The sequence below is a fragment of the Rufibacter hautae genome, from assembly GCF_008271695.1.
In the GTDB taxonomy this organism is placed as follows: domain Bacteria; phylum Bacteroidota; class Bacteroidia; order Cytophagales; family Hymenobacteraceae; genus Nibribacter; species Nibribacter hautae.
In genome coordinates, this window is sequence record NZ_VKKY01000004.1 from 33,803 (window position 1) to 46,818 (window position 13,016).

10 protein-coding genes are annotated in these 13,016 nt (G+C 47.9%); 6 read left to right on the top strand and 4 right to left on the bottom strand.

What is annotated here, in order from left to right:
- Positions 1–74: 74 nt before the first annotated feature.
- From FOA19_RS22845 to FOA19_RS22860, 4 genes are all read right to left on the bottom strand, one after another.
- Positions 75–1,166: a helix-turn-helix domain-containing protein gene (locus FOA19_RS22845; RefSeq protein ID WP_149093200.1), complete on the bottom strand. Its 1,092-nt coding sequence runs from the start codon at positions 1,164–1,166 to the stop codon at positions 75–77.
- A 5-nt stretch (positions 1,167–1,171) separates the two neighbouring features.
- Positions 1,172–1,804 carry a hypothetical protein gene (locus FOA19_RS22850; RefSeq protein WP_149093201.1) on the bottom strand — a complete coding sequence of 211 codons (633 nt, stop codon included), beginning with the start codon at positions 1,802–1,804 and terminating at the stop codon, positions 1,172–1,174.
- A gap of 156 nt (positions 1,805–1,960) precedes the next feature.
- Positions 1,961–3,229: a Y-family DNA polymerase gene (locus FOA19_RS22855; RefSeq protein ID WP_149093202.1), complete on the bottom strand. Its 1,269-nt coding sequence runs from the start codon at positions 3,227–3,229 to the stop codon at positions 1,961–1,963.
- Positions 3,226–3,687 carry a LexA family protein gene (locus tag FOA19_RS22860; protein ID WP_149093203.1) on the bottom strand — a complete coding sequence of 154 codons (462 nt, stop codon included), beginning with the start codon at positions 3,685–3,687 and terminating at the stop codon, positions 3,226–3,228. Before FOA19_RS22860 ends, FOA19_RS22855 begins: the two co-directional genes overlap by 4 nt.
- Positions 3,688–3,986: 299 nt before the next feature.
- Between FOA19_RS22860 and FOA19_RS23775 the strand changes: the two genes are divergently transcribed.
- The 6 genes from FOA19_RS23775 to FOA19_RS22885 all read left to right on the top strand — a co-directional run bounded on the left by FOA19_RS23775 (position 3,987) and on the right by FOA19_RS22885 (position 12,940).
- Positions 3,987–4,301, top strand: a complete 315-nt coding sequence (locus FOA19_RS23775; protein WP_394344115.1) for a DUF6660 family protein — start codon at positions 3,987–3,989, stop codon at positions 4,299–4,301.
- Positions 4,302–4,448: 147 nt separating this feature from the next.
- Positions 4,449–8,837 (top strand): CusA/CzcA family heavy metal efflux RND transporter, encoded by a 4,389-nt coding sequence (locus FOA19_RS22865; RefSeq protein WP_149093204.1) that lies wholly within the window; start codon positions 4,449–4,451, stop codon positions 8,835–8,837.
- Between the two features lie 49 nt (positions 8,838–8,886).
- Positions 8,887–10,068, top strand: coding sequence for an efflux RND transporter periplasmic adaptor subunit (locus tag FOA19_RS22870; RefSeq protein ID WP_190300527.1), 1,182 nt, complete (start codon positions 8,887–8,889; stop codon positions 10,066–10,068).
- 35 nt (positions 10,069–10,103) lie between these two features.
- A complete protein-coding gene (locus tag FOA19_RS22875) occupies positions 10,104–10,496 on the top strand; it encodes a Fur family transcriptional regulator (protein WP_317132066.1) in 393 nt (130 codons plus the stop codon).
- Positions 10,497–10,554: 58 nt separating this feature from the next.
- Positions 10,555–10,929 carry a DUF3703 domain-containing protein gene (locus tag FOA19_RS22880; protein WP_149093207.1) on the top strand — a complete coding sequence of 125 codons (375 nt, stop codon included), beginning with the start codon at positions 10,555–10,557 and terminating at the stop codon, positions 10,927–10,929.
- A 10-nt stretch (positions 10,930–10,939) separates the two neighbouring features.
- The gene (locus FOA19_RS22885) at positions 10,940–12,940 is read left to right on the top strand and encodes a heavy metal translocating P-type ATPase (RefSeq protein ID WP_149093208.1); all 2,001 of its coding nucleotides are present in this window, start codon (positions 10,940–10,942) and stop codon (positions 12,938–12,940) included.
- Positions 12,941–13,016: the final 76 nt, after the last annotated feature.

Genomic DNA, 13,016 nt, shown 5'->3' on the forward strand with positions numbered 1-13,016 from the left:
TACTTCTAGTCACTAATAATTCTAAGATGTTTATTCACTGGCCAAACACAGGGGCTTTGAGAGATGATTAACCATTACCGGATTATCTTAAGCTTAGGTCTTACAACTTCGTTTTCCTGGTATCGCGTTTTAAAATCTTCCAATTGTAAAGACAGCAGCTGCGCCAATTCTTCTTCTGAATAACCTAAGTCATTTATATGGGCATCTACCAATTCTTTCAATAGAGTAGGTGGCTCCGGAGCAGCATCCAATTCTTTGGGTTCCTTAGTCCGGTAACCCAGGGCACTCATTTGCTGCCAAAGATACCGGTACTGATTGTCGGAAATCAGGCGCAGTGTTTTGGCCCGGATAATGAGGGCTGCCATGGATACTTTCCAGTACCTTTTCAAATCTGCCAGCCTGGCAATATCAACCTTTCCCAAGTGGGATTTAATTTCCGTTGCAGGCATCAGGAATTCAGCCGCAAAAGCATATGCTTCCGCTTCCACGTCCCGGTTTTCTGCAATGGGTTGCCCTAGGTGCAGTAGAATATGGCCTAATTCATGGGCAATGGTCAAGCGCTGCCGGTCAGTAGGAATATTGCGGTTGTAGAATATAATGGGATGGTTGGTGTCGGTAAAGATGTTCAGACCATCCATTTTTGGCGAATCAAAATCAATTGGTACCACCAGAATTCCTTTATCTTCCACCAGCTTCGTTATATTCTCTATTCTTCCTTTCGGCAAACGCCAGTATTCCCGTAAGTAAGCGGCGCACTTTTCCGGAGAGCCATGCTCATCTATTTCCCACTTTGGCAATTGCAAATCAGGTATATCAACTGAGTTCAGTAATTTCTCTAGGTTGATTTTGCTGATATTCATAGTGGCATCAGCCTTGGCCAAGTCCTTCTTGGTAAACACTGTTCTTTTCCGATAATGCACCAAGTTCGGGTTATACAGCTGGTTCTGCTGGAAGAAGAAACTCGCCGGATAAGTCAATTCAGCACTTAATATATTCAGCAGTTCTTCTGATACATTTTGAAGGCCGTTTTCAATCTTAGACAGGGTGCCCTGTTTGATGCACATTTTCTCAGCCAGCTCCTTTTGGGTGACCCCACGCGATTCACGAGCTAAAATGACCATGTTGGGGTTCACCTTACCAAGGAAAAGCATATTCGTTTCCATCATTTAAACTATCCTTCTATTGTCTTATCTGTCTGTGGTTTATTCTTTACGGTCACCCTTCTTTCTGCAATAGGGACTACTGTTGCGCCGGTCTCGGTGTAGAATGGTATTTCCGGTTGCTCCTGTCCTAACCGGGTCCGTAAATCTATTTTCCAAATAACAGTATTGAAGGGCCGATAAACCAAATTGATAGTGCCAATACTGTCAATGGCTTCTCGGTTCGAGGTGTACCCCGCATATATGCAGGGAATATTCTCAAATCCCTCAAAACTATTCTGGTAATTCAAGTCTTCCGTCCGCTTTGTCGCATTATTGGTACTGGGTGACAAATCCGCGTTAAGCTTGTTGAACCGGATGAAGAGTTTACCCCTTAGTAAGATGCCGAAAGGGTCATTGCGCAAAGGATTGATGATTACTTCCGGGTCACCCGAAAAAGCTTCCTCAGCATAAATGCACATAAAGTTGTTGACCATCACTGATTTAGCTAATGGTGACCACCTTGTATATTTTTCCCGAATCTCTGAGTGAGTTGCCTCCAACCGTTTCACATCAGCCATCGCTTTTTCAACAATGGAAACAAATTTTTCAAAATAGGGGAGCAGATATCCGGTTGCTTCTTCCTGGGGTAAAAGTTTCTTCATAGTCTTCAATCTTTAAAACAAAGATAAAGGATATTTTGTAAATACAAAGAAAAATATTCCCTAAATATTTAATTGATACTGTAAAATATTCCTTTGATAAGGGATGTGATGATACGAATTGAAATAGAAGTGGTAAGGCAATTTCCCCAATAGCCCTTATCGCACTATTAAAATATCTTCCATGCGCGTGGTATAGCAGGGCGTACCATAGTCTTGTTTCATTTTCCAGTTGTGGTTTATTCCCTCGGATGCCACTTTTACAATTCCTGAGCCCATTTTCTTGGAAAGTAAATCAATTGTATTCATTAATTCTAAGTGCTTGCCCCGGTCTATCCTATCAAAAATATTTCCCTGAACAGCCTGAGCCGGTCGGATGTCATCTATGATTACCCCCGCTTTCTTGAACTTATACCCTGGGCGGTAAATGGCAGCTACACCTATCATAGCATAGTGAACCAGCTCTAACGTGGAATTCGTCGGAACAGGCAGTTGAATGGTTTTGCAATTGTAAAGCTGTTCCTCGTTCTCTTTATGGCGGTTCGTGTGAATGAAGACCGTTATTTGTAGGCAGTTGCTTTTCTGTTTTCTAAGTTTGCTTGCACAGCGAGTGGTATAGGCGGTAACCGCCTCCCTCAGCTCTTCCAAGCTGGTAACGGGTTGGCCAAAGGAACGGGAAGTACAGATACCTTTTTTTGCCGGTGGCTCTATCTCCAAATCAGCGCATGGCACCCCGCGCAATTCTTTTACAATTCGGAGCCCAACTACGGTCAGATGTTTTTTGGCGAAGGCATCATTCACTTGGGAGAGTTCCCAAGCGGTAGTAACGCCAAAAGCCTGTAATTTTTCCGCGTACTTGCGGCCAATTCCCCATACGTCACCTACCGAAATGGTTTTTAGGGCTGCCTCAATATGGGCAGGTTCTTTCAGCACCAGAACGCCTTGCGCTTTTTTTGATTTTTTGGCTATCCTGTTGGCAAGTTTGGCGAGTGTCTTCGTAGGGGCAATCCCAACGCAGATAGGTAATCCAAGCCATTTATAAACGGTTTCCTTTACTTTTTGCCCGTACTGTTTCAGGTCTACGTTGTAAAAACCACCGATATCCAAAAAACCCTCGTCAATGGAATAGATTTCCTGATGAGGGGAGAACATGCCGAGCGTATCATGGAACCGGGTGCTTAAATCATGGAACAGGGGGTAGTTGCTGGAGAATACCCTTACTTGGTTTTTTTCTATGATTGGGCGTGCCTCAAAGTAAGGCTGTCCCATCTTAATACCTAAATCCTTGGCTTCCTGGGAACGGGCAATTATAGAGCCGTCATTATTACTCAGGACGACAATGGGTACCCCGTTCAGCTCCGGGTTGAAAATTCGGAAGATGGAGGCAAAGCAGTTATTGATGTCGGCGTGCAGAAACAAGTTTGTCATTTCCGGAACCTCCTGGCTAAACCCCGTACTACTCCCCAAACTAATAATTCTAAGTTGTCATTTATGGTAATGGGTGCGTATTTCTTGTTACCCGGTACCAGGCGAACCCCAAATTCGGAGATTTCAAGCATTTTTACCGTAAACTCATTGTCTAGGTTAGCCAGAATAATATCACCCGAACGTACTTCCAGTGAACGGTCTACCACCAACAAGTCACCTTCAAATAAATGGAAGTCAATCATGGAATCCCCATCCAGTAGTACATAAAAGGTAGCGGTAGGATTGCCGGAAAGAAATTTCAAAAGGCTGATTCTCTCCTCGGCATAGTCTTCGGCAGGTGACGGGAACCCAGCTTTTACATAGGAGCCAAATAGCGGGAACTTAGTTTCCGCATCATATCCCAATAGAATGAAATTAACAGTATCCATTTTTACAGCACCTTTTAGTTTCTTGTCCATGCGGTATACTTTAATTAGCTAAAATAATTAGCAATTACGGACAAAAATAAGTTTTTGCTAATAAAGACGGTAAATTATTTGCTAATACTACTATCAATAGTGCTTTGTAGAATTTTTGGGAAGAGCTTTTTTTACTATATTTATAATATTTTAGCAATTGCTAAACGGCTTTTTTCATAGGTTGGGTTATGAAAAATACTTAGTCAGGCCTTTTCGTTCATATCAAAATAGGATTTAATCCGTTTATCATTAAAAATTTGCAATCCAATTGCATTAAATTTTTATTAGTTTTGCAGCGGATGAAATGGTTTGCTATTCTTCTGAGCGTTTTCATGATAGTGATATCATGTATTCCTTGTGCTGATGCAGCACCAAGGGTAGATACGCTTGCACAAACCAGCATCAACTCAAACACTGGTTCGGAAGACCATTCCCCGGCGGCGGATTTATGTTCCCCCCTGTGTATCTGCAGTTGCTGCGCCGGTTTCGCGATGCAGACTGTTACACAGAAAACAAGCCCCTTAGCCGTTAAGGTAACCATCCCGGTACCGGTTCATCGGGTAGTCGGTGTCCCCACCCTTTCTTTTTCTATTTGGCAACCGCCAAGGCTTTAAATCAAATTTGTTTTTGCCTGCTCTGTGAAGTTCCGCTTAGGAAGCTTTACGGCTTTATCTATGCCGAAATTCAGCTTAATGGCTGTTTATGGGTATCGTTTTCAGCTGGCAGGAGAATTCTAAACTTTTGATTTAAAGCCATAAAGTATGCTTGACCGCATAATACGCTTCTCTATTTACAATAAAATCATCATCGGTATTTTCACCTTAGGGCTTGTTATCTGGGGTGCCTATTCCCTTACGCAGCTTCCTATTGATGCCGTGCCCGACATCACCAATAACCAGGTACAGGTCATTACCACTAGCCCCTCACTGGCGGCCCAGGAGGTAGAGCGGCTTATCAGTTACCCGGTGGAACAAACCATGGCCACAATTTCTGAGGTAGATGAGGTTCGCTCCATTTCCCGTTTTGGCCTTTCGGTGGTGACCATCGTTTTCAAAGACAATGTTGATATCTACTGGGCTCGCCAGCAGGTGAATGAAAGGCTTTCTGAGGCCAGCGGCAAAATCCCGCCGGGGGTAGGGAGCCCGGAGATGTCCCCCATCTCCACCGGCCTAGGGGAAATTTACCAGTACGTGGTGCATCCCAAACCTGGCTACGAGAAAAAGTTTTCCGCCATGGAACTGCGCACTATCCAGGATTGGATTGTGCGGCGGCAACTGCTCGGTACGCCCGGCGTGGCGGAGGTAAACAGCTTCGGTGGGTTTTTGAAGCAGTATGAAGTAGCCCTTGACCCAGATAGGTTGAAAGCCCACAGCCTGAGCATTACCGATGTGATAGAGGCCCTGGAGCGAAACAACGGAAACACTGGGGGGGCTTACATTGACAAAAAGCCGAATGCCTACTTTGTCCGCAGCGAGGGCTTGATTGAGAGCCTGGATGAGATAAAGAAAATAGTGGTCAGCAGCACCTCCAACGGTACACCGGTGCTCATCGGTGATATTGCTGAGGTTCAGTTTGGGAGTGCCAACCGCTACGGCGCGCTCACTAACATAAAAGGGGAAGCGGTAGGCGGCATTGTGATGCTGCTTAAAGGAGAGAACACCAACCAGGTAGTGGAGCGGGTAAAAGTGCGCATGGACCAGATACGGCAATCGCTGCCAGAGGGCGTGGAGATAGAGGCTTTCCTGGACCGAAGTGATTTGATTGGCCGAGCCATGGACACCGTCACAACCAACCTGATAGAAGGCGCTCTGATTGTCATTTTTGTTTTGGTGCTTTTCCTGGGTAACCTCCGGGCAGGGCTGGTGGTGGCCTCTGTTATTCCGCTGGCCATGCTCTTTGCAATTATCATGATGAACCTCTTTGGCGTGTCCGGCAACCTGATGAGTTTGGGAGCCATCGACTTCGGCCTTATCGTGGACGGAGCGGTGATTATAGTGGAAGCGACCATGCACCACTTAGTTCTGAAGGGCAGTGGCCGATTGACCCAGGCCCAGATGAACGAAGAAGTGTACGATTCAGCCCGTAAAATCAGGACATCCGCCGCATTCGGCGAAATCATCATCCTGATTGTGTATTTGCCTATTTTGGTGCTGGTGGGTATAGAAGGCAAGATGTTCCGCCCTATGGCCCTGACAGTTTCCTTTGCCATCCTAGGTGCTTTCCTGCTTTCGCTCACCTATGTGCCCATGATGTCGGCTCTGATTCTGAGCAAGAACACCACCCACAAACGGAATATCTCTGACCGGATGATGGACTTCTTTCAGCGAATGTACAGCCCGCTCATAAAGGGCGCTTTGAAGTTGAAAGCCGTGGTCATCATCGCTGCCGTGGTACTTTTCAGTCTTAGCATGGTTATTTTCTCCCGCATGGGTAGTGAGTTTATACCTACCCTGGAAGAAGGTGACTTTGCCCTTGAGACCAGGCTGCTGACAGGAAGTTCCTTGTCTGAAACCATAGAGAAAGTGTCACTCGCTTCCAAGATACTCCAGGAGCGGTTTCCGGAGGTGGAGGAGGTCATCAGCAAAATCGGGGCAGCCGAGATTCCCACCGACCCGATGCCCATGGAATCTGCCGATGTCACCATTCTTTTAAAGGACAAAGACGAATGGACTAGTGCCGACACGCGGGAGGAGTTGGCCGAAAAAATGACGGAAGCCCTGGAAACTATCCCAGGGGTAACATTTGGGGTTTCGCAACCAATCCAGCTTCGGTCCAATGAACTTATTTCCGGAGTGCGCCAGGATGTGGGCATTAAAATTTTCGGAGAAGACCTGGAGGAGCTGACCCGGCTTTCAAAGGAGATAGGCATGGTGGTGGCTACCGTGGAAGGGGCCGAGGACTTGTACCTTGAGCAAGTCTCCGGTCTGCCGCAGATTGTGGTGGATATTAACCGCAGTCAGATTGCCAAGTTCGGGCTGGATGTTGAAACGGTGAACCAGGCCATCAATGCCGCGTTCGCGGGGCAAAGCGCCGGAATGGTGTATGAGGGAGACCGCCGTTTTGAATTGGTGGTAAGGCTATTGCAGGAACAGCGGCAGGATATTGCCGATGTAAGGCAGCTGTATGTCACGGCACCGAATGGCGTGCAGGTGCCGCTGGAGCAGCTGGCAGATATTGAGTACCGGCAGGGTCCAAACCAGATTCAGCGCGAGGATGCCCAAAGGCGCATAATCGTGGGCTTTAACGTGCGGGGACGTGATATTGCCAGCGTAGTGGAGGAAGTACAGCAGAAAATTGACCAACAGGTTCAGCTCCCTACTGGGTACTTTATGACCTACGGCGGCCAGTTTGAGAACCTGCAGGAAGCCAACAAACGACTTTCGGTGGCCGTTCCGGCTGCCCTGGCGCTTATTTTCCTGTTGCTCTATTTCACTTTCGGCTCAGTCAGGCATTCTTTGCTCATCTTCACGGCCATTCCGCTGTCTGCCATTGGCGGAATATTGGCGCTGTGGCTACGGGGAATGCCCTTCAGCATTTCAGCCGGGGTCGGGTTTATCGCCCTGTTTGGGGTAGCCGTATTAAATGGCATTGTATTGATTGCTGAGTTTAACCGACAACGGAAGGAAGAAGGAATTCAGGACTTAAAACAGGTAGTGCTGAACGGCACTGCTGTGCGATTACGTCCGGTTTTGATGACGGCTGCCGTGGCCTCCCTAGGGTTTCTGCCCATGGCCCTCTCTAACTCAGCAGGGGCTGAGGTTCAGAAGCCATTGGCCACTGTTGTGATTGGCGGACTGGTGACATCCACTCTGCTCACTTTAGTGGTATTGCCCATCCTTTATATTCTGATTGAAAACTACTTTATGAAAAAGAGGACTAATCAGCGGGAGGGGGGTGGAATACCGGCTGCCTTGACAATATTTATCCTTATCATAGCTGCCTTGGCAGTGAGTTCAGCTCCCGCACAAGCCCAGCAGCAGCCAGCTAAAGTATATTCCCTGGAAGAAGCGGTGAGCAGGGCACTTGAAAAGAACCCATCCGTTGAGGCGGTGAGGCTTGGTATTAAGCGGAGCCAGAGCCTCCAAGGTTCCGCTTATGATGTTGAGAAAACCCAGTTTCAATTTTCTACCGGGAAGCTGGAATCCGGTCAGTATGACAATGAGATATCCGTTACCCAGTCCCTGCCTTTCCCGACTGTTTTTACCAGGCAGGCAAAATTGGCGGAAGAACTGGTAGAGGTAAGCAAGATAAACCTGACCCAACGCCAGCGGGAAATTGTCCGCGATGTAAGGTTGAATTACTACGGGTTGGTGTACACACTTTCCCAATTGCAATTGCTCGCCTATCAGGATAGTTTGTATTCCCAGTTTCTCCGCGCCGCCCAGGTACGGCTCAGAACCGGGGAAACCAACCTGCTGGAAAAAGTGACAGCAGAAACCCAACTGGCGGAGATAGAGAATAATGTGTTTCAGGCAAAAGCCGACCAAGCAGTATTTCAGGCTCGGCTACAGGCTTTACTTGTAACCGACAGCTTAGTGGCCACGGCTGACACAACGCTCAACAGGCTGCCTTTACCAGTTGCTACCATCCAGCTAGTGGAACAGAATCCAGAGTTACAGCTAGCTCGGCAACAGATAGCGGTACGGGAGGCAGAGACAGGTCTGGAACGGGCAAAACTGCTGCCTGACCTGAGGCTGGGTTATACCAACCGAACTTTAGGAGGGGGCAGTAGCGAAATTGGCGGAGGCCTGGACATGGAAGCGCCCCATGAAGTGATGGTAGGAGTAGGAATCCCAATCTGGGCAAAGCCGCAGAGAAAACGTATTGAGGCGGCAAAAGTACAGACCCGGATTGCGCAACAGAACCTGCAACACCTCCGGAATGAATTGGAGGCCCAAGGGGAGGAAGCCCATCAGCAGGTTCTGAAATTTCAGGCCAGCGTCAGGTACTACGAACGTACAGCCCTGCCCCAGGCGCAACTCATCATTGCCCAAGCCACCAAGGCTTACCGGGCCGGTGAGATTAACTACCAGGACTACCTCCTAAACCTGAACCGAGCCTTGGGTATCCGGTCAAATTACCTGGAGACGCTTTACAATTATGACCAGGCAGTCATTGAACTACAATTTATCACAGATAACAAACAGTAGCCTTGTTAGGCTTAATCAAAATTCCATGAAAAGGATAAACCATATATACTTGCTTTCCCTCTTAGGTCTCTTGCTTTTCTCCTCTTGCGGGAACGAATCCGAACCGGCACAGGGAACTTGGGAGGCACAGGCGGAAGAACAGCACGAAGAAGACCCGCAGGCGGCAGAGCTGACCCAGGAACAATACCGTGTCGCGGGTATTGCATTAGGAAAGCCCCAAATGCGCAACCTGAGTAATATTCTGACTTTGACGGGCAAACTGGACTTGCCGCCGCAGAACATGGCCTCTGTGAGTGCCCCTTTGGGAGGATATGTGAAAAGCACAGAACTGCTGGAGGGGATGCGTGTCCGGAAAGGGCAGCAAATCGCGAGTATAGAAAACCCGGAGTTTGTGACGCTGCAACAGGAATACCTGGAGGCAAAAAGCAGTCTTACCTTTCTTGAGCAGGACTACCAAAGGCAAAAGGAATTGTCCCAGGAACAGGTAACCTCTGCCAAAGCCTACCAAAAGGCCACGGCTGAGTACAGAGCTGCCAGGTCTCAGGTTGAGGCGTTGGGCGAGCGGCTCAGGATTATAGGCATTGCCCCGTCTTCCCTGCGGGAGGGTAAAATCAGGCGCATCCTGCCTCTTTATTCTCCCATAGACGGGTTTGTCACTTACATCAATGCCAATGTAGGCCAGTTCGTTAATCCTACGGATGTGCTGTTTCGGATAGCGGACACCGACCATCTGCATGTGGAATTGACGGTATTTGAAAAGAATGTAGCTTCCCTTAAAAAAGGGCAGAAGATTCGTTATTCACTTCCTAACGAGACGGTTGCCCAGCATGAGGCTACCATCTACTTGATAGGCAAGGAAATCAGTGAAGAGCGCACCGTGCGGGTGCATGCCCACATGGAAGAGGAAGACAAAGACCTGGTACCGGGAATGTATGTGCAAGCCCAGGTAGCCATGGACGGGAACCAGGTTTTGGCTCTTCCTGAAGAAGCCGTGGTGCAGGATAACGGGCAGAACTTTATTTTCCTTTACACCGGCCAGGAAAAAGAAGGCGAAGCGGTGATAAAGAAGTTCCGGATGGTTCAAATTGAGAAGGGGGCGGAAGCCGAGAGTTTCGTTCAGGTAGCCCTCCCTGCTGGTATAGATACCAGTCAGGCAAACTTTGTGACGAAGGGAGCCTATTCCCTTCTGGCCAAGATGCGGAACTCCGAGGAAGAAGGTGAAGGCCATTAATATCTTGCTTAATGCTACAGGACTTAGATAAAACCTTGCAACAAAAAGGAGTGCGGCCCACCGCGATGCGGCTCCTGGTTTTGGACTACCTATTGAATCAGTCGGCTGCCGTGAGCCTGAGCGACCTAGAAGCCTATTTCCACCGCGCTGACCGCATAACGCTGTACCGCTCCCTTAAAACCTTTGAGGAAAAGGGCTTAGTGCATAGCATTGACGATGGTAGCGCAGCGGTCAAGTATGCACTCTGCCCAGACAGTTGCAACCAACAGGAACACCACGACCTGCATGTGCATTTTTTCTGTACCCGATGCCGCGAAACGTTCTGTCTGCCAAAATCCCGTATTCCAGACATCGCCTTGCCGGAAGGATTCAGAACCGAAGAAGTCAGTTTAATTGTGAAAGGCAACTGTAATAAATGCAGCTGCTAAAGTGCAATGCAGTTGCAGTATATTCGATTTTACCTTTGTTATAAATCAGGAGGTTACAATGAAATTCAACTGGAAGATTCCGAAAACATTGCGGCCGTTTTACCGGCAAGAGTTAAACGCTTACCAAGGATGTCTGCTAAAGGAAGACCTTCAAAAGGCTTGGGTACATCTGGAACGGGCCCATATTCTGGGGCAGCCTTATCCCATTGAGCATACTACCGTGCATTTTAAAATGCTCCAATTTGGAATGAAAACGCGGAATGTGAAGGAGATAATGGGGCAGATTCCCCGGCTCCTGGTGGGTGGTATAAAATCCTGGGCGGGGAAAATACCTATCGGGAACACCGGCGGAGCCAATGTGCCTGCTTTAAAACCTATGCCTATTCCCAATGATTTGCAGGCTATCATACGGCAGGCAAATTCTAACTTTTAAATGTAGAATTATGAAAGCAAATGAAGATAATACCCCAAGTGCTCCATTGAAACCAATGGAGATTACCTCTCCCCGGACGGCTGAACAACCAGGGCCTACTAAAACCGATGAGCAAGGTGAGGTGCCTTCCAATAAAGCCAGTGCTCACGAAGAGCACGAGGGTGCTTCTTATGCCCCTACAATCATAAGTTTGGTGTTGCTTTTAACCGGAATCGCTCTTGATTATTTCAAAGTGGACTGGTTTGTCAGTTATATCCGAATAGGTGTCTATGGAATTGCCTATTTATTGGTAGGGGGCAAAGTTCTTGTACATGCTGCCAGAAACATCAGGAGAGGCGAAGTTTTCAACGAGTTCTTTTTGATGGGAATCGCTACGCTGGGGGCGTTTTATATCGGTGAATATGCCGAGGGCGTAGCGGTGATGCTGTTCTATGTCATCGGGGAACATTTCCAGGAAGCAGCCGTGGCCAGGTCCCGTAAATCCATCAAGGCCTTGATAGATAACCGGCCGGAAATAGTAGGCTTAGTGCAACAGGGCCAAGTTAATCCCATTAACCCGCAGCAGGTTAAAATCGGCGACATCATAGAGATAAAACCTGGCGAGAAAGTTGCCTTGGATGGCGAATTGCTCACCGAGCGCTCTTCTTTCAACACGGCGGCGCTTACCGGGGAATCCAAACCGGACACCAAAGCCAAAGGAGAGAAGGTACTGGCCGGCATGATTAACCTGGACCAGGTTGTCCAATTAAAGGTAACTTCTACTTACGAAAACAGCGCTCTTTCCAAGATTTTGCAATTGGTGGAACAGGCCAGTAGCCGCAAAGCGAAAACCCAGCAATTCATTACCCGCTTTGCCAAAGTATATACGCCAGTGGTGGTTTTCATGGCTGTTGCGCTTACTATTGTCCCGTACTTTTTTGTGGCGGATTACGTGTTCAATGACTGGCTTTACCGGGCTTTGATTTTTCTGGTGATTTCCTGCCCATGTGCGCTCGTTATCTCAATTCCCCTGGGTTATTTCGGGGGAATCGGGGCAGCTTCCAAGAACGGTATTCTGTTTAAAGGCTCGAATTTCCTCGATTTAATGACCAAGGTGGACACGGTGGTGATGGACAAGACCGGTACCCTGACCGAAGGCGTATTCCAGGTACAGGAGGTACAGGTAAATGAATGGGACAAAACTGAGTTCCTAGCCCTTACGGCAGCTTTAGAAAGCAAATCAACCCACCCCATTGCATTAGCCGTCGTGGCTCATGCCGGGAACAGCTATCAGCAGAAAAGCATAGCGGATGTGGAAGAGATTTCCGGCCATGGCCTGAAAGGGACGGTTGACGCAAAATCTCTCTTAGTTGGAAACGGAAAGTTGCTGAAGAAATTCAATGTAGCTTATCCGGCTGAAGTTGATGCTATTGTGGAGAGTATTGTACTGGTGGCTATCAACAACCAATATGCCGGTTACATTACCATTGCGGATAAAATAAAAGAGGATGCCAAGGCAGCCATTGAGCAGCTGCACGGATTGGGTATCAAAAACATTGTCATGCTGTCCGGGGATAAAGACTCCATTGTGCAGAAAGTGGCCATGACTCTGAACATTGACCAGGCTTATGGGGGACTGTTACCGGAAGATAAAGTAAACAAGGTAGAGGCTTTGAAGAAGGAAGGGAAAAATGTAGCCTTCGTGGGCGATGGTATCAATGATGCGCCGGTAATCGCGTTGGCCGATGTGGGCATGGCGATGGGTGGACTTGGTTCTGATGCAGCCATTGAAACTGCAGATGTAGTCATTCAGAACGACCAGCCCTCTAAGATTGCTACGGCTATTAACATTGGAAAAAGTACAAACCGGGTTGTCTGGCAGAACATTGGCCTGGCTTTCGGGGTGAAAGCTTTAGTGTTGGCATTTGGCGCTTTTGGCGTGGCCTCTATGTGGGAAGCCGTTTTTGCCGATGTCGGGGTAGCCTTCCTGGCTATTCTGAATGCAATCAGGATTCAGCGGATGCGCTTTTAATAAGATTACTTTACTGTATATACCCATTATTAACTGGACATATACAGTATAAGCAAACCCCAAGTAATACTATTAG